The organism is Gemmobacter caeruleus (assembly GCF_008271655.1).
GTDB classification, from domain to species: domain Bacteria; phylum Pseudomonadota; class Alphaproteobacteria; order Rhodobacterales; family Rhodobacteraceae; genus Gemmobacter; species Gemmobacter caeruleus.
Genome location: NZ_VKKX01000011.1, coordinates 603557 through 621355 on the forward strand (window position 1 = coordinate 603557; position 17799 = coordinate 621355).

The following is a 17799-nucleotide window of genomic DNA, read 5'->3' on the forward strand; positions in this document are numbered from 1 at the left end:
TCTGCGCCATTTGATCCGCGTCAAGGTGGGGGCGTCGGGGGTGGGCTAGGGTTTTACCGAAACGACGAAGGAGACACGCATGTCGAACACCCCGCATGAGCTTGCCGAGGAATTTCCGGCGCAGGCGCTCAGGATTTCCGCGCTGAAGGAACAGGACGCGCATTTCGCCCGGTTGGTCGAGGAATATCACGAGATCAACCGCGCCGTGCATCGGGCCGAAACCCGGGTCGAGGCAGTGTCGGATGAGCATGAGGCGGAGCTGCGCAAGAAGCGTGGCGCGCTGAAGGACCAGATCTGGCAGCGCATCAGCGCCTGATCGCGCGTCCTTTCCGCAGGAATAGGCCCGGCGCTGCCGGGCCTTTTTCATGGCGTCATTCGGCGATCTGATAGGGCAGGATGCCGCGCTGATCGGGATCGACGCGCAGCCGCCGTTCCAGCGGCGGGACCGAGCGTTGGTGGCAGTCGCGGCGTTCGCAGATGCGGCAGGAGATGCCGATCGGTTCAAAGGCGCCGCGCAGGTCCAGCCCGTCGGCATAGACCAGCGCATCGGCATGCTGCACCTCGCAGCCCAGCCCGATCGCATAGCGGCGCACCGGCGCATTGAAGCTGCCCCCGGGTTTGGTCACGTCGCGCGCGAGGCAGAGATAGCGCACCCCGTCGGGGGTTTCGGCCAGCTGGCGCAGGAATTGCCCCGGGGTTTCAAAGGCGCGATGCACATTCCAGAGCGGGCAGGCCCCGCCGAAGCGGGCGAATTGCAGCCGCGTGGCGGAGTGGCGTTTGGTGATGGTGCCGGCCTGATCGACGCGCACGAAGAAGAAGGGGATGCCCTTGGCCCCCGGCCGTTGCAGGGTGGAGAGGCGATGCGCCACCTGTTCGATACTGGCGCCGAACAGGTCGGCCAGCCGTTCCAGATCGTGTCTTTCGTCCAGTGCCGCCTGCTGAAACGCGCGATAGGGCAGCAGGGCCGCGCCGGCGAAATAGTTGGCCAGCCCGATCTTGGCGATGTCGCGGGCCTCGGGCGTGGCGAAACGGGCGAGATCGAGCGTCGCCTCCAGCAGGTCATCCTGTGTGGCGAGGGCGACCTGATAGAGCAACTGGAACCGCTGGGTTGGCCCCGAGGCACGGCCCGACACCGCAAGGCGCCGCGTGGCGGGGTCAAAGTGGCGCAATTGTCCGGTGTCGGAAAACTGCAAGTCGATACCGGCCTTTGACAGGGTATCTGTTGCGATGAAAAGCGGGTCTTTTCGGGTGCCTGCGGGCATTGCGTAATGTTCCGCGGCGCGGTCGATCGCATCAAGATAATTGTCGCAATAGTGAAAGAAATCGCGCACCTCCTCCCACGGGCTCGGGCGGAGGGCGGCGTCTTCGCGGCCCAGGGCCTCATCCAGCGAGGCCAGGCGTTCATGGGTTTGGCGATAGGCGCGGTGCAGGTCGAGAAAGGCCCGCGCCAGCGCCGGCGCGTTGGAAGCGGCCAGCCGCAGATCGGCCAAAGGCGGGCTGCCGCTCTGGAATACCGGATCGGCGAGGGCCTCGCGCATGTCCGACACGATGCGTTCGGCATCGCCTGTGGTCAGTTCGGTCACGTCAAAGCCGAATTCCTGCACCAGCGACAGCACCACCGCAGCCGAGACCGGGCGGTGGTTGTTTTCCATCTGGTTGAGATAGGGCAGCGACACGCCCAGCTTGTCGGCAAAGGCCTTTTGCGTCACCCCCAGCCGCCCGCGCAATTCGCGCAGCTTCACCCCGGCATAGAGCTTTTGCGTGGTCATACTGCCCCTCCCTTTGCTAAAGAGCATGTCGCCTTTGCAAATCTTGCCTGTCAAGCTGCCGCAACAGGGTTAAGGCCGCGTAAACGGGATCAGCCCGGCAGGCCCAGGGCCCGCGCGCGCCGGATCACCCACAGGATCGCCAGCACCGAGCCGACCGAGGTCGCCAGCATCAGCGCGACCAGCGGGCGTTCGGTGGCGCCGGGGGGCAGCAGGATGCCGGCCAGGGCTGCCAATGCCGCGCCGCCGCCGATATTGATCGCCCCGCCCAGCCCCGAGGCGGTGCCCGACAGATCGGGGCGCACGGAGAGGATGCCCGCATTGGCATTGGGCAGGCAGACGCCATTGCCGGCCCCCATGACCAGCGTCAGCCCGAAGAACAGGAAGGGCCCCATCGCCCCGGCCAGCGACACGGCCAGCAGCCCCGAACAGGCCAGCGTGGTGATCAGCGTGCCGATCAGCACCATCCGGTTCATGCCGATCCGCACCGAATAGCGCCCGGCAAAGAAATTGCCGCCCGCATAGCCCACGGCGGTCAGCGCGAACAGCAGCCCGATCTGGGTGGAGCCGAGGCCGAAGACCTCGGTCCCGACATAGGGCGCGCCGCCGAGATAGGCGAAGAAGCAGCCCGAGGACAGCGCCGCCGCCAGGCAATAGCCCCAGAAGCGCTGCGATGTCAGCAGCCGCGGATATTGCGCGATCTGTTCCCCCAGCCCAAGGCCCGAGGGGCGCGAGGTCTCGCCCAGGTCGCGCCAGCACAGCCAGGTCACCGCCAGCCCCGCCAGCAGCAGGAAGCCGAAACTGGCCTGCCAGCCCAGGGCCTCGTCCAGCACGCCGCCGATGACCGGGCCGATCATCGGAACCAGGCTCATGCCCATGGTGACATAGCCGATCATCGAGGCCGCGCGGGCATCCGACACCATGTCGCGCACGATGGCGCGGCTGAGCACCATGCCGGCGGCGATGACGGCTTGTGCCATGCGGGCGATCAGAAAGGTCTCCGCCGTCGGGGCCAGCAGCACCGCGACAGTCGCGATCAGAAACAGCAAAAGCGACCCCAGCACCACCTTGCGCCGCCCGTACCGGTCGGAGATCGGGCCGATCAGCACCTGAAGCCCCGCCGACAGCGCAAGGTAGAGCGCGACCGAAAGCTGCATCGTGGCATAGGGCACGCCATACCAGGCCGCCATCGAGGGCAGCGAGGGCAGAAAGATGTTCATCGACAGCGCCGAAACCCCGGCCAGCAGGGTCAGCGTCAGCACGGTGGGCGGGGTGGTCGGGTCCAGAAGGCGGGACTGTGGAAGATCGGACATGGGGACAGGGCTAGGCCGTGGGGGGCGCCCTGTCCATCCCGTCCGCGACTACCACTTGTGAAAAATGAAAAAGGCGCCAAGCGCGATGAAGGAAAATCCGACCAGATGGTTCCAGGTTAACGGTTCCTTCAGGAAGAACACCGAAAACACCCCGAAGACGCAGAGCGTGATGACCTCCTGAATGGTCTTCAATTCGGCGGCAGAGAAATGGCTATGGCCGATCCGGTTCGCGGGCACCATCAGCATGTATTCGAACAGCGCGATGCCCCAGGAGATGAAGATGACCGCGATCAGTGGCGCGCCCTTGAACTTCAAGTGGCCATACCAGGCGAATGTCATGAAGATGTTGGAGGCGAGCAGTAAGCCGATAGTGACGACAGGAACGGGCAGGGCGGGCATGGCGGTCTCCTTTCCCGCTGGCATGGCGCGGGGCGCGGAACTTGGCAAGGGGGCGTAAGTTTGCAATTTGCAACTTGCGATCTGCCAATAATTTGCAAATTTTCGGAATTTCGTTTTGCAGGGCGGCCGCGCAAGAATATTGTGCGCACGATTCCCCGGGAGGACCGCCATGAAAGACATCCTGCAAGAGCTTGAGACCCGCCGCGCCGTCGCCCGCGCCGGCGGTGGCCAGCGCCGCGTCGAGGCCCAGCATGCCAAGGGCAAGCTGACCGCCCGCGAACGGATCGAGCTTCTGCTGGACGAGGGCAGCTTCGAAGAGTTCGACATGTTCGTGCGCCATCGCTGCACCGATTTCGGCATGGAGGCCGACCGCCCCGCCGGTGACGGCGTGGTGACCGGCTGGGGCACGATCAATGGCCGCCAGGTCTATGTGTTCAGCCAGGATTTCACCGTCTTCGGCGGCTCGCTGTCGGAAACTCATGCGCAAAAGATCTGCAAGATCATGGACATGGCGATGCAGAACGGGGCGCCGGTGATCGGGCTGAACGACAGCGGCGGCGCCCGTATCCAGGAGGGCGTGGCCAGCCTTGCCGGCTATGCCGAGGTGTTCCAGCGCAACATCATGGCCTCGGGCGTGGTGCCGCAGATCAGCGTCATCATGGGCCCCTGCGCCGGCGGCGCGGTCTACAGCCCCGCGATGACCGACTTCATCTTTATGGTGAAGGACACGTCTTACATGTTCGTGACCGGCCCCGATGTGGTGAAGACGGTGACGAATGAGGTGGTCACCGCAGAGGAGCTGGGCGGCGCCAGCACCCATACCCGCAAGTCGAGCGTGGCCGACGGCGCCTTTGAAAACGACGTGGAGGCGCTGGCCGAGGTGCGGCGTCTGGTCGATTTCCTGCCGCTCAACAACCGCGACAAGGCGCCGGTGCGCCCCTTCTTTGACGATCCGGCCCGGGTGGAGGACAGCCTCGATACGCTGATCCCCGACAACCCGAACCAGCCCTATGACATGAAGGAACTGATCGCGAAGATCGCCGATGAGGGCGATTTCTACGAGATTCAAAAGGATTACGCGGCGAATATCATCACCGGCTTTGTCCGCATCGAAGGGCAGACCGTGGGTGTCGTCGCCAATCAGCCGATGGTGCTGGCGGGCTGTCTCGATATCGATTCCAGCCGCAAGGCCGCGCGTTTCGTGCGCTTTTGCGATGCGTTCGAGATCCCGATCCTGACCTTGGTCGATGTGCCCGGCTTCCTGCCCGGCACCAGCCAGGAATATGGCGGCGTCATCAAGCACGGGGCGAAACTGCTGTTTGCCTATGGCGAGGCGACGGTGCCGAAGGTCACGGTCATCACCCGCAAGGCCTATGGTGGTGCCTATGACGTGATGGCGTCGAAACACCTGCGCGGCGATTTCAACTATGCCTGGCCCACGGCGGAAATCGCGGTGATGGGCGCCAAGGGCGCGACAGAGATCCTCTATCGCTCGGAACTGGGCGACAAGGACAAGATCGCCGCCCGCACCAAGGATTACGAAGATCGCTTCGCCAATCCCTTTGTCGCGGCCGAACGGGGCTTCATCGACGAGGTGATCCAGCCGCGTTCGACCCGCCGGCGGGTCGCCCGGGCCTTTGCGTCGCTGCGCGGCAAGAAGCTGGCAAACCCCTGGAAGAAGCACGATAACATCCCCCTGTAACGCGTTACCGCAAACAAGGGGGTAGTCCATGCGGCTGGAGATCGACATCGGGGCAGAGGCCAGGGACAGCGTCATCGCGGCGCTGGACTTTGCGGCCCTGTCACGCGGCGACCTGATGAACCTGATCCTGCAAAGGTCGGAGGTCATGTTCGATCGTCCGAAATCGGGCCGCATCATCAAGGCCTGGAACGAGGGCGACGAGGCGCCGATCAATGCCGTGATCGACGATATGGGCCAGACCATCGCGCAGCGTGCCGCCGGGGTGATCCGTGCGGAATATCGCGCGCTGGAGCCGGTCTTGCGCGACCTGGCGCCGCGGCGGGTGGCCGATATCGGCTGTGGCTATGCGCTGTTCGACCTGTTCCTCGGGCAGGAGCTGGGCTGCGAACTGCTGCTGATCGACCTTGAATCGAATGAGCGGCGCCACTTTGGTTTCGCCAAGGAGGGCGCCGCCTATTCCAGCCTGGCCGTTGCGCGCAAGCTGCTGGAAGATAACGGTATTCCGGCGGATCGGGTCGCCACGCTCAACCCCCGCGACACCGCGCCCGAAACGGCGGGGCCGGTCGATCTGGCGGTCAGCTTCCTGTCTTGCGGCTTTCACTATCCGGTCGATCTTTACCTGCCTTTCCTGGAACAGGCGCTGGCCCCCGATGGTGCCGCGATCCTTGACTTGCGCGAGGCGACGGCGGTTGAGCAGGCGGCAAAGCTGGCCCGGCTGGGCAGCCTGACCGACCTTCCCGCCCCGCCCAAGGCGCGGCGCGTCTTGTTGCGCAAGGGGGCGAGGGCATGACCGGCGAACCCTTCCGCACACCCGAAGACGGGCTGGTCGTGCTGGTCGGCGGCAACGAGGCGATTACCGTGCCGTCGGGACAGGACGTGACCTTGCAGGACGTGATCTGGAGCGAGGCCGGCCCCGCGGGCCTTGCGCTGCGTTTTCGCTTCGTGGCGCCGCGCATCGCGCGCATGGGCGGCGACATCGCCTTTGAGGTCGCCTCGGAGGACATGATGGCGCTGTGCGAGAGCTATGCCCTGCCGCGCATCGCGGAATTCGGTCCGGCGCCCCGGCAGGTCATCATCTCGCTTGCGGCGCAGCCCTTGCCCTTTGGCGAGGCGGCCCCCGATGTCACCCAGTATTTCGAGGCCTATCGCATCGAAAACGGCACCTGCATCTGGGAGATGTTCTGATGAAAACGCAATATGTTGTGGGCCGTTCTTCCAGTGCTGGCCATTCTGATGCAGGCCGGACACAGCCGGCCGGCGCGCCGCTTTCGCCGTGTCAATCGGTCGGGTTTGGCGGTATTCTCGGGGCGAAGCGCAAGCAAACGCTTCGGATCCCGAAACGGGGGCGCGGCCGCATCCCGGCCCCGACCCTCCAAGAAAAGTGGAGCAGAGGATGTCGAACAGTATCCGTATCACGCTGGCTGTCTGCACGCTGGCTTTCCTCGCCGCTTGCGGCGGTGCCAAGCAGGACGAAGTCGTCTATGTGGATGAACCGGCCGTCTCGAACGAGCCCGTGTTCACCGGCAAATACAAGTAATCTTCCGGCGCGGGCCGCGCAGGCGCGGCCCGCCCATCCCCGCCCCTTCGGACAGGAGGGCGCGGCATGCTGAAGCATCGTGGCTTTCCCGGCCGGATGACCGGCACCGATTACCAGTTCACCATCCGCCGCGCCAATGTGAAGGAAGGTGCGACGAAACTGATCCGGCGTGAACGCTTCAAGGATCGCAAGAACCTCGACCGTGCTGCCGACAGCGCCTTCATGGCCGCACTCTGGGCCTATTTCGGCGAAGAACCCTTTGAACGCGGCAATCTGGATGCCGGGCGGCTGTCCTGGCTGTTCGGGCGCGAGGTGGTCGCCGCCGAAGACCCGTTCGACCCCAGCTCTTACGACGCGCTGCTGCGCATCGACGCCAAGCGCGCACAGGCCTCTTTCCCCGAAGTCTTTGCCGAAGACGCCGAAGAACCGGCCTTCGACGACTGGGACGACGAGGAGGAAGACTGAGCATGTTTCCGCGCAACCCAGGGGTCTTCGGGCGGCTTTTCGCGCAAGCATGGCTTGCGGCGGAAATTCCCTTTGCCGTGGCCGGGTTGCGTGCCCATCTTCTGTCCGAGGCGGTGCGTCCCCTTGTGTCCGCCATCCGCAGGGCGGGGTTTGTCGTGAACCCGTCCTGTGACCCTTCCCTTGACCCTTCGTCCGGTCCCGCGCGGACCGGACGCCTTTCCCCGGATCGGCAAGGCTCCGCGCACGATTGCGTGCCCGCCACCGAACACGGCTTTTCGCCGCCGATCCATGCGCTACACTTGGCCCACAGAACAATCCTGAACGGAGGCCGAGCATGCGTCTTTCTTCCCTTACTCTTTTCGCGGCACTCGCGCTGGCAACTGCCGGCTGCGTGCAATCGGGCGGCGGCTACAATGGCGGCTATGGCTATCAGCCTGCGCCTGCCAACCCGCTGCAAACCCAGGGCGGCCGTGCGCTGGCCGGGGCCGTTGTCGGCGCCGCCATCGCCGACGCGACTGATGAAAACATGGTCGCCGGGGCCGCGCTTGGCGCGCTGGCCGGTGGCGCCACTTGCGGCGTTCCGGGCCTGCCGCCCTGCCGTTGATCTGACGCCCGCCCGCAAGGCGGCGCTGCAACCTGTCACCAGGGCCAGTCGGGGTATCCCCCCGGCTGGCCCTTCGTATTTGAGCCGCGCATGCAGGCCCGCATGCCGTTGAGGGAAGGAAACCGGATGTTCAAGAAAATCCTGATCGCCAACCGGGGCGAGATCGCCTGCCGCGTGATCAAGACCGCCAAGCTGATGGGCATCAAGACGGTCGCCGTCTATTCGGATGCCGACCGCAACGCGCTGCATGTGAAGATGGCCGATGAGGCCGTGCATATCGGGCCGCCCCCCGCCAACCAGTCTTATATCGTGATCGACAAGATCATGGAGGCGATCCGCCAGACCGGGGCCGAGGCGGTGCATCCGGGCTATGGTTTCCTGTCGGAAAACATGAACTTCGCCGCCGCGCTGGAGAAAGAGGGCGTGGTTTTCGTCGGCCCCCCCAGCCCCGCGATCGAGGCCATGGGCGACAAGATCACCTCCAAGAAGATCGCGATGGAGGCCGGGGTGAACACCGTTCCCGGCTATATGGGCCTGATCGCCGATGCCGATGAGGCGGTGAAGATCTCTGCCCAGATCGGCTATCCGGTGATGATCAAGGCCAGCGCCGGCGGCGGCGGCAAGGGCATGCGCATCGCGTGGAATGACCAGGAAGCGCGCGAGGGCTTTGAATCTTCGAAGAACGAGGCCGCCAACAGCTTTGGCGACGACCGCATCTTCATCGAGAAATTCGTGACCCAACCGCGGCACATCGAAATTCAGGTTCTGGCCGACAAGCACGGCAATGCGGTCTATCTGCATGAACGCGAATGCTCGATCCAGCGGCGGAACCAGAAGGTCATCGAAGAGGCGCCGTCGCCCTTCCTTGATGAGGCCACCCGCAAGGCCATGGGCGAACAGGCTGTCGCGCTGGCCAAGGCCGTGGGCTATACTTCGGCCGGCACGGTGGAATTCATCGTCGATGGCGAGCGGAACTTCTACTTCCTCGAAATGAACACCCGCCTTCAGGTGGAACATCCGGTCACGGAACTGATCACCGGCGTCGATCTGGTCGAACAGATGATCCGCGTGGCCAATGGCGAGCCGCTGCCCTTCCAGCAGGAAGACCTCAAGATCAACGGCTGGGCGATGGAAAGCCGGCTTTACGCCGAGGATCCCTATCGCAACTTCCTGCCCTCGATCGGGCGGCTGACCCGCTACCGCCCGCCGGTCGAAGGCGCGACCCCGCGCGGCGGGATCGTGCGTAACGATACCGGCGTCTATGAGGGCGGCGAGATCAGCATGTATTACGACCCGATGATCGCCAAGCTCTGTTCCTGGGGGCCGACCCGCGAAGCGGCGATCGAGGAAATGCGCCTCGCGCTCGACACGTTCGAGGTGGAGGGGATCGGCCATAACCTGCCGTTCTGCTCGGCCGTGATGGATCACCCGCGCTTTGCCAGCGGCAATATCACCACCGCCTTCATCGCCGAGGAATACCCCGAGGGGTTCCGGGGCGTGACGCTGGATGACACGATGCTGCGCCGCATCGCCGCCGCGACCGCCGCGATGAACCGCGTGGCCGAGATCCGGCGCACCCGTATCTCCGGCACGATGGACAATCACGAACGCCATGTCGGCGATAGCTGGGTGGTCAGCCTGCAAGGCGCCGCCTTCCCGGTGACCATCGCCGCCGACAAGGCCGGCTCCACCGTCACCTTCGCCGATGGCGCCGCGATGCGGGTCGAAAGCGACTGGGTGCCGGGGCAGCCGCTGGCGCGGATCGCGGTCGATGGCGAACCCTTGGTCCTCAAGGTCGGCAAGGTGCCGATGGGCTTCCGCATCCGGGTGCGTGGCGCCGATCTCAAGGTGCATGTCCGCACCCCGCGCCAGCATGATCTGGCGTTGCTGATGCCGGAAAAACTGCCGCCCGACACCTCGCGCTTCCTGCTCTGCCCGATGCCGGGCCTGGTGGTGAAGATCAGCGTCGAGGAAGGCCAGGAGGTGCAGGAGGGCCAGGCGCTCGCCACGGTCGAGGCGATGAAGATGGAAAACATCCTCAAGGCCGAAAAGCGCGCCGTGGTGAAGAAGATCAACGCCAGCGCCGGGGCCAGCCTCAAGGTCGATGATGTGATCATGGAGTTCGAATAAGGTGGCGCGCAGCGTCACGGCATACCGGCTTCGGGCTGGAATTGAGTTCCCATTTTGTTCTATGATGGGGGCGCAATTCCTGTCCGAGTCGTCTTGCCATGACGCTGCGCGTTTCCACCCTGTTCTTCGACATGAACAGCTTTTACGCCTCGGTCGCGCAGGCCGAGGAACCGGCGCTGATGGGGCGTGCGGTGGGGGTGCTGACGACGGATGCGCCGGGCGCGGCCTGTATCGCGGCCAGCATCGACGCCAAGCGCCGGGGCGTCGGCATGGGCACAAGGCAGGACGAGGCGCGCAGGCTTTGCCCGGGCATCGTCTTTCGTGCGGTGAAGCACGATGTCTGCGTGCGCTATCACCATGCCATCCTGCAAGCCGTGGAAACGGTGCTGCCCATCCATCGGGTCTGGTCGATCGACGAATGTTCGTGCCTGTTGACCGGCTCGCAGCAGGAACTGTCGCGGGCCATGCAGATCGGGCGCGATCTGCAACAGGCGGTGCTGGACCGGGTCAGCCCGGCCTTGCGCTGCTCGGTCGGGCTGGCGCCGACGCGGTTGCTGGCCAAGCTGGCGGCCGGGCTGGAAAAGCCGGGCGGGCTGCACTGGTTGTTGCCGCATGTGCTGCCCGACCGGCTGGCCCATCTGGCGCTGGACGATCTGCCGGGCGTGTCCTGGCGGATGAAGGCGCGGCTGGAGGCGGCGGGCGTCACGGATGTGCCCATGCTTTACCATCTGGACCCCAAGCGCGCGCGGGCGATCTGGGGCAGTGTGGCGGGCGAGCGGTTCCTGCGCGAATTGCGGGGCGAAACCGTGATCTGGCCGGAAACCCATCGTGGCATGATCGGCCATGGCCAGGTGCTGACCGCCGGCAACAAGACGCCCGAGGGCGCGCGTCTGGTGGCGCGGCGTCTGCTGGTGAAGGCTGCGGCGCGGCTGCGGCGCGAGGGTTTCCATGCCCGCAGCCTGCATCTGAGCGTGAAATGCGCCGAGGCGGGCTATATCGGCCATGGCGGCGATATCCGCGCCACGCAGGATACCTTTTTCCTGCTGGAGGTGCTGGGCCGCTACTGGATGGCGCTGCCGCCGCACCGGCCGCTCTCGGTTTCGGTCACGCTGGGCGGGCTGGTGCCGGATGCCGAGGTTTCGGCGGATCTGTTTGCCCCGGCGCAGGATCGGCGCGCGCTTTGCGCGGTGGTAGATCGTCTGAACCAGCGCTTCGGGCAGGATACCGTGCGCTATGGCCAGTTGCCGCCGCATCATGTGCCCTATACCGGCGCCAAGATTGCCTTCGGGCGCATCCCGACCGCCGAGGATTTTCTGGAATAGGCTCTGGTCCCGACCAGCGGCCGCTTTGCATCGGTGCGTTCGCGCGCGCCGCAACTCCCTGTGCCGGTGCCCATCCGGCAGAAGCCAAGGACGAGAGCCATGACTGACCCGATTGAAACCTGGCGCAAGCTTGCCGAGAAAGAACTCAAGGGCCGCAATCCCGACAGCCTGACCTGGCAGACGCTGGAAGGTATCGCGGTCAAGCCGCTCTATACCGCCGAAGATACCGCCGGCCTGCCGCATATGGGCAGCCTGCCGGGCATCGGCCCCTTCACCCGCGGCGTGCGCGCGACGATGTATGCCGGCCGGCCCTGGACGATCCGGCAATATGCCGGCTTTTCCACCGCCGAGGAATCGAATGCCTTTTACCGCAAGGCATTGGCTGCCGGGCAGCAGGGCGTCTCGGTCGCCTTCGACCTGGCCACGCATCGCGGCTATGACAGCGATCACCCGCGCGTCGTGGGCGATGTCGGCAAGGCGGGCGTGGCCATCGACAGCGTCGAGGACATGAAGATCCTGTTCGACGGCATCCCGCTCGACAAGGTTTCGGTCTCGATGACGATGAACGGCGCGGTGATCCCGATCCTGGCGAATTTCATCGTCACCGGCGAGGAACAGGGCCATGACCGTTCGGTGCTGTCCGGCACCATCCAGAACGATATCCTCAAGGAATTCATGGTGCGGAATACCTATGTCTATCCGCCCGAACCCTCGATGCGTATCATCGCCGACATCATCGAATATACCTCGAACGAGATGCCCAAGTTCAACTCGATCTCGATCTCCGGCTATCACATGCAGGAGGCAGGCGCGAATCTGGTGCAGGAGCTGGCCTATACCCTGGCCGACGGGCGCGAATATGTGCGCGCCGCCATCGCGCGGGGCATGAATGTCGATGATTTCGCGGGCCGGCTGTCGTTCTTCTTTGCCATCGGCATGAATTTCTTCATGGAGGCCGCCAAGCTGCGCGCCGCGCGTCTGCTCTGGCACCGCATCATGAGCGAGTTCGCGCCCAAGAAATCCGGCAGCCTGATGCTGCGCACCCATTGCCAGACCTCGGGCGTGTCCTTGCAGGAGCAAGACCCCTATAACAACGTGGTCCGCACCGCCTATGAGGCGATGGCGGCGGCGCTTGGCGGCACGCAATCGCTCCATACCAATGCGCTGGACGAGGCGATCGCGCTCCCGACCGAGTTTTCGGCCCGGATCGCGCGCAACACCCAATTGATTCTTCAGGAAGAAACCGGCGTGACCAAGGTGGTCGATCCGCTGGCGGGGTCTTACTATGTCGAAAGCCTGACGGCGGAACTGGCCGAAAAGGCCTGGGCGCTGATCGAGGAGGTCGAGGCCATGGGCGGCATGACCAAGGCGGTCGCCAGCGGCATGCCCAAGCTGCGGATCGAGGAATCGGCCGCGCGGCGCCAGGCCATGATCGACCGGGGCGAAGAGGTCATCGTCGGGGTGAACAAGTATCGCCTGGCCAAGGAAGACCCGATCGACATTCTGGATATCGACAACGTCAAGGTGCGCGAGGCGCAGATCGCGCGGCTCAACACCATGCGCGCCAGCCGCGATGAGGCCGCCTGTCAGGCCGCGCTGGCCGAGCTGGGCCGTCGCGCCGCCGAGGGTGGCAATCTGTTGGAAGCGGCGGTCGCGGCCTCGCGCGCCCGCGCCTCGGTCGGGGAGATTTCGGACGCCATGGAAAAGGTCTTTGGCCGCCACCGCGCGGAAGTGAAAACCCTCGCCGGGGTCTATGGCGCCGCCTATGAGGGCGATGACGGTTTCGCCCAGATCCAGCAGGATGTGGAGGCCTTTGCCGAGGCCGAGGGCCGCCGCCCGCGTATGCTGGTGGTCAAGATGGGCCAGGATGGCCATGACCGCGGCGCCAAGGTCATCGCCACGGCCTTTGCCGATATCGGCTTTGACGTCGATGTTGGCCCGCTGTTCCAGACGCCCGAGGAAGCCGCGCAGGATGCGGTGGACAATGACGTGCATGTCATCGGCATTTCCAGCCAGGCCGCCGGCCACAAGACGCTGGCGCCGAAACTGGTGCAGGCGCTGAAGGACAAGGGCGCCGAGGATATTCTGGTGATCTGCGGCGGGGTGATCCCGCAGCAGGATTACGATTTCCTCTACAAGAACGGCGTGAAGGCGATCTTTGGGCCGGGGACCAATATCCCCAATGCCGCCCGCGATATCCTCAAGCTGATCCGCGCCGCGCGGGGCTGATTGGCCGCAGGGGCAGGGCAGGGCGGCGGGGCAACCCGCCGCCTTTTCCTTTAGCGGAACCGGTCCGCCAGTTTTTGCAGGGGGGTGCGGGTGTCTTCGGCCGGCGCGGGTTGCGGCGTGGCATTGCGCGGGGGTGGGGCCTGTTGCCCGGTCGAGGGGCGGGGCGGCGCCACCCGCAGCGCCACCGCGTTCAGAAACCGCGCGCTGTCGCCCGAGGCGAGCGCCGCCGCGCCGTCAGAGATGCCGCGCATCAGATCATCCAGCCAGTCCTGATCGGCCTTGGCGAAATCATGCAGCACATAGCCCGCCACCGCGTCCTTGTGGCCGGGATGGCCGATGCCCAGGCGGATGCGGTGATAGGCCTCGCCGATATGGGCATGGATGGAGCGCAACCCGTTATGCCCGGCATGGCCGCCGCCGGTCTTGGCGCGGATCTTGCCCGGCGCCAGGTCCAGCTCGTCATGAAACACCGTCACATCACCGGGCGTCAGCTTGTGAAAGCGCATCGCCTCGCCGACCGATTGGCCGGAGAGGTTCATGAAGGTTTCGGGTTTCAGAAGCAGCACGCGGTCGGACCCGAACCGCCCTTCGGCGACCAGCCCCTGAAAACCGCGCTTCCAGCCGGAAAAGCCGTGATCGGCGGCGATACGGTCCAGCGCCATGAAGCCGATATTGTGCCGGTTGCCGGCATATTTCGCGCCCGGATTGCCCAGACCGACCCAGAGTTTCATCGCACCCCTCCCGTCAGAGGCCAACCCGCGCCGCCATCAATCGCGCTTGCCGGCGAAACGCTGCTGCCAGTCGGCGCGTTCCTCGTCGGTGATCTTGCGGAACAGGTTTTCCGGCACGGTAAAGGCGTGTCCCGGCGGCAGGGCACGCAGGGCCGCCGGCACGTCGGCGGGCCAGCTCCAGTCATCCGAGCCCATGGCCTCCATCATCGCCTGCGCCGCATCGGGGATGAAGGGCCGCGACAGGATCGCATAGATGCGGATCAGGTTCAGGCTCAGGCGGATCATCGCCTCGGCCCGGGCCGGATCGGTCTTGATCGCGCTCCACGGGGCGGCCGCTTGCAGATATTCGTTGCCGATCACCCAGATCGCCCGCAATTCGGCGGCGGCCTTGCGCACCTCGATCGCGTCCATATGGCGTTCGTAGTCGCGGATGCGCGCGCCCAGATCGGCGATCAGCGCGGTTTCCTCGGGGCCGAACTCGCCGCCCGAAGGCACGGTTTCCCCCAGTTTCGACTTGGCGAATTTGGTGACGCGGCTGACGAAATTGCCCAGAACATCGGCCAGATCCTTGTTCACGGACGCCTGGAAGTTTTCCCAGGTGAATTCGCTATCGGCGCTTTCGGGGGCGTGAGACAAGAGCCACCAGCGCCAGTAATCCGAAGGCAGGATCGACAGCGCCTGATCCATGAACACCCCGCGCCCGCGCGAGGTGGAGAATTGGCCGCCATCATAATTCAGGTAATTGAAGGACTTGAGGTAATCGACCAGCTTCCACGGCTCTCCCGACCCCAGGATCGTGGCGGGGAAGGACAGGGTGTGGAAGGGCACGTTGTCCTTGCCCATGAACTGATAATAGGTCACGTCCGCGGCGCCCTTGTCGGTGCGCCACCAGCGTTCCCAATCGGCGTCCTGCTTGCCATTGGCATCGGCCCATTCGGCCGTGCCGGCGATATATTCGATGGGCGCGTCGAACCAGACGTAGAAGACCTTGCCCTCCATCCCCGGCCAGGGCTGGTCGCCCTTCATCACCGGAATGCCCCAATGCAGATCGCGCGTGATGCCCCGATCCTGCAAACCGTCGCCGTCATTCAGCCATTTCTTCGCGATGGAGGTGGTCAGCACCGGCCAGTCGGTCTTGCTGTCGATCCAGGCCTCCAGCTTGTCGCGCAGCGCGCGCTGCATCAGGTAAAGGTGCTTGGTTTCCCGCACCTCAAGATTGGTAGAGCCGGAAATGGTCGAATGCGGGTTGATGAGGTCGGTCGGGTCCAACTGCTTGGTGCAGTTGTCGCATTGATCGCCCCGCGCGCTGTCATAGCCGCAATTGGGGCAGGTGCCCTCGATATAGCGGTCGGGCAGGAAACGGTTGTCGTCGATGGAAAAGATCATCTTTTCTGATACTTCGCGGATCAGCCCGTTCTCGGCCAGCCGGCCGGCAAAGGCCTGGGTCAGCTTGTGGTTCCGCTGGCTGGAGGACCGGCCGAAATGATCGAAGGACAGGCGGAAGCCCTTGGCCAGATCGGCCTGAACGGTGTGCATCTCGGCGCAGTATTCCGCGACCGGCTTGCCGGCCTTGGCGGCGGCCAGCTCGGCCGGGGTACCGTGTTCGTCGGTGGCGCAGATGAACATCACCTCATGCCCGCGCGCGCGCATGTAGCGGGCGAACAGATCGGCGGGCAACTGGCTGCCGACGAGATTCCCGAGATGCTTGATCCCGTTGATATAGGGGATCGCCGAGGTAATGAGAATCCGAGCCATGCGCCTGTCCCTTTGCCGTGCAGGGGGCTGTTTAACGCCGCAGGGGCCAAGGGGAAAGGGGGTTCCGCGCCTCAGCCGCCATGGGCCGCGATGCGCACCGTGATGTCAAGCGCGACCGCATCGCCCACCATGTCGCGAAAGCCGGTCGCACCAAAGGCGGCGCGGCTCAGCGTGCCGGTCAGATGCACGACAAGGCGCGACAGGTCGCCCTCGGGCTGGCCATGCTGGCGCAGGATTTCGGCGCGCAGATCCAGCGGCCGCGTCACGCCGCGCAGCGTCAGCAGGCCCGAGATGCGCGCCCCGCCGCGCGCCGCCCGGATCGCGGTGGACCGAAAGCGCGCCTCGGGGAAATGGCGCACATCCAGCACTTCGGCGCCGCGCATCGCCTCGGTCGCGAAGGGCAGGCCGGTGCGGGCGCCCGCGACATCCAGCGTCACCTCGACCGAACTGCCGGGCAGATGCGCCATGTCCAGCACCACATGCGCGGCGCGGATCGCGAAACTGCCCCGCAGCGGCGCGCCATTCAGGCTGGTCTGGAACCGCACCGAAGATGTCTCGGCCAGCAGGTCATATTGTCGGGGGCCGGCCGGGGCCAGACCGGGCAGCAGCGCCAGCGCGACGATCCAGCTTGCAAGGGATGGCAGGCGCGGCATGGCAAACCCCCGGGATGCGCGCCCAGAATAGCGCTGGATCGTCCGCGCGCCCATCACTTTCGGGTGGGGACTTTGGTCTGACCCGCGCGGCGGCTTGCGCCGTCCGCCAAGGCGGTTAGGCTGGTCCGCAACAGGAGCAGAACATGAAGCAGATCCCCCTGGGCCGATCCGGCCTGACCGTTTCCGAATTCTGCCTGGGCACGATGACCTGGGGTACCCAGAACACCGAGGCCGAGGCCCATGACCAGATCGCGCTGGCGCTGGATCACGGCGTGAATTTCTGGGACACGGCCGAGCTTTACCCCGTCAATCCGGTGCGGGTCGAGACGGCGGGCCGCACCGAGGAAATCATCGGTGCCTGGTTTGCCGCGCAGGGCGGGCGGGATCGCGTCGTGCTGGCCAGCAAGATCGCCGGCGATGGCGAGGTGCGGCCGGGCGGCATCACCGGGGCCAGTTTCACCGCTGCGCTCGATGCCTCGCTCCGGCGGTTGCAGACCGATTACATCGACCTTTACCAACTGCATTGGCCGAATCGCGACAGCTATCATTTTCGCGAAAACTGGTCCTATGTGCCAAAGACCGACCGGCAGGCGGTGCTGGACAACATGGCCGAGGTGCTGAATGCCGCCGAAACCGCGCGGGCGGCGGGCAAGATCCGCGCGCTTGGCCTGTCGAATGAAACGGACTGGGGGGCGGCGCAATGGCTGCGGCTGGCCGATGATCTGAACCTGCCGCGCATGGCGACGATCCAGAACGAATATTCGCTGCTGTGCCGGCAGTTCGACACCGATTGGGCCGAGCTTTCGGCGATGGAGGACATGCCGCTGCTGGCCTGGTCGCCGCTGGCCACCGGGCTTTTGTCGGGCAAATATGCGGGCGATGTGATCCCCGATCATACCCGGCGCAGCGTGAACCCCACGCTGGGCGGGCGGGTGACGCCGCAGGTGTTTCCGGCGGTGTCGGCCTATCTGGGCGTGGCGCGGGAACATGGGCTGGACCCCTGCCAGATGGCGCTGGCCTTCACCCGCAGCCGACCCTGGCCCTGCCTGCCTATCATCGGCGCCACCACGCTGCCGCAACTGGCGAGCAATATCGCGGCGGCCGGGCTCGTGCTGGGCGATGAGGTGCAGGCGGCGCTGCGGGCGGTCTGGCGCGACCATCCGGCGCCGTTCTGACCTTGCCAAAGCGGCCGT

Annotated in this window: 17 protein-coding genes; 11 read left to right on the forward strand and 6 right to left on the reverse strand. The window is 65.4% G+C overall.

Translation table 11 applies throughout. The features are described 5' to 3' along the window. Positions 1-79 precede the first annotated feature (79 nt). Positions 80-316: an HP1242/YdcH family protein gene (locus FOA17_RS05575; RefSeq protein ID WP_149140464.1), complete on the forward strand. Its 237-nt coding sequence runs from the start codon at positions 80-82 to the stop codon at positions 314-316. 55 nt (positions 317-371) lie between these two features. On the opposite strand, the gene FOA17_RS05580 is transcribed toward FOA17_RS05575, so the two are convergent. From FOA17_RS05580 to FOA17_RS05590, 3 genes are all read right to left on the reverse strand, one after another. Further along, entirely contained in the window at positions 372-1769 is a 1398-nt protein-coding gene (locus FOA17_RS05580; protein ID WP_149140465.1) for a helix-turn-helix domain-containing protein, read from the reverse strand. 89 nt (positions 1770-1858) lie between these two features. Beyond that, complete coding sequence (locus tag FOA17_RS05585) at positions 1859-3079, reverse strand: multidrug effflux MFS transporter (protein WP_149140466.1); 1221 nt, start codon at positions 3077-3079, stop codon at positions 1859-1861. Between the two features lie 48 nt (positions 3080-3127). Further along, positions 3128-3478, reverse strand: a complete 351-nt coding sequence (locus tag FOA17_RS05590; protein WP_149140467.1) for a DMT family protein — start codon at positions 3476-3478, stop codon at positions 3128-3130. Between the two features lie 169 nt (positions 3479-3647). Between FOA17_RS05590 and FOA17_RS05595 the strand changes: the two genes are divergently transcribed. The 9 genes from FOA17_RS05595 to scpA all read left to right on the forward strand — a co-directional run bounded on the left by FOA17_RS05595 (position 3648) and on the right by scpA (position 13467). Beyond that, entirely contained in the window at positions 3648-5180 is a 1533-nt protein-coding gene (locus FOA17_RS05595; protein WP_149140468.1) for an acyl-CoA carboxylase subunit beta, read from the forward strand. A gap of 28 nt (positions 5181-5208) precedes the next feature. Continuing rightward, complete coding sequence (locus tag FOA17_RS05600; RefSeq protein ID WP_149140469.1) at positions 5209-5970, forward strand: class I SAM-dependent methyltransferase; 762 nt, start codon at positions 5209-5211, stop codon at positions 5968-5970. Further along, positions 5967-6365 carry a DUF6497 family protein gene (locus FOA17_RS05605; protein WP_149140470.1) on the forward strand — a complete coding sequence of 133 codons (399 nt, stop codon included), beginning with the start codon at positions 5967-5969 and terminating at the stop codon, positions 6363-6365. Before FOA17_RS05600 ends, FOA17_RS05605 begins: the two co-directional genes overlap by 4 nt. 208 nt (positions 6366-6573) lie before the next feature. Further along, the gene (locus FOA17_RS19870) at positions 6574-6717 is read left to right on the forward strand and encodes a hypothetical protein (RefSeq protein WP_203232268.1); all 144 of its coding nucleotides are present in this window, start codon (positions 6574-6576) and stop codon (positions 6715-6717) included. Positions 6718-6783: 66 nt separating this feature from the next. Further along, on the forward strand, positions 6784-7182 hold the full coding sequence (locus FOA17_RS05610; RefSeq protein WP_149140471.1) for a hypothetical protein: 399 nt from the start codon (positions 6784-6786) through the stop codon (positions 7180-7182). A gap of 334 nt (positions 7183-7516) precedes the next feature. Then, complete coding sequence (locus tag FOA17_RS05615; RefSeq protein WP_149140472.1) at positions 7517-7786, forward strand: hypothetical protein; 270 nt, start codon at positions 7517-7519, stop codon at positions 7784-7786. A gap of 126 nt (positions 7787-7912) precedes the next feature. Next, entirely contained in the window at positions 7913-9916 is a 2004-nt protein-coding gene (locus FOA17_RS05620; RefSeq protein WP_149140473.1) for an acetyl-CoA carboxylase biotin carboxylase subunit, read from the forward strand. A 98-nt stretch (positions 9917-10014) separates the two neighbouring features. Continuing rightward, positions 10015-11238, forward strand: a complete 1224-nt coding sequence (locus FOA17_RS05625) for a Y-family DNA polymerase (protein ID WP_149140474.1) — start codon at positions 10015-10017, stop codon at positions 11236-11238. A 99-nt stretch (positions 11239-11337) separates the two neighbouring features. Beyond that, on the forward strand, positions 11338-13467 hold the full coding sequence (gene scpA / locus FOA17_RS05630) for a methylmalonyl-CoA mutase (protein ID WP_149140475.1): 2130 nt from the start codon (positions 11338-11340) through the stop codon (positions 13465-13467). Positions 13468-13517: 50 nt separating this feature from the next. Here scpA and pth read toward each other — a convergent pair whose 3' ends face one another. The 3 genes from pth to FOA17_RS05645 all read right to left on the reverse strand — a co-directional run bounded on the left by pth (position 13518) and on the right by FOA17_RS05645 (position 16606). Further along, positions 13518-14198 (reverse strand): aminoacyl-tRNA hydrolase, encoded by a 681-nt coding sequence (gene pth / locus FOA17_RS05635; RefSeq protein WP_149140476.1) that lies wholly within the window; start codon positions 14196-14198, stop codon positions 13518-13520. Between the two features lie 36 nt (positions 14199-14234). Next, positions 14235-15953, reverse strand: a complete 1719-nt coding sequence (gene metG / locus FOA17_RS05640) for a methionine--tRNA ligase (RefSeq protein WP_149140477.1) — start codon at positions 15951-15953, stop codon at positions 14235-14237. A gap of 71 nt (positions 15954-16024) precedes the next feature. After that, positions 16025-16606 (reverse strand): YceI family protein, encoded by a 582-nt coding sequence (locus tag FOA17_RS05645; RefSeq protein ID WP_162528174.1) that lies wholly within the window; start codon positions 16604-16606, stop codon positions 16025-16027. Between the two features lie 143 nt (positions 16607-16749). Between FOA17_RS05645 and FOA17_RS05650 the strand changes: the two genes are divergently transcribed. Then, positions 16750-17781, forward strand: a complete 1032-nt coding sequence (locus FOA17_RS05650) for an aldo/keto reductase (protein WP_149140479.1) — start codon at positions 16750-16752, stop codon at positions 17779-17781. Positions 17782-17799: the final 18 nt, after the last annotated feature.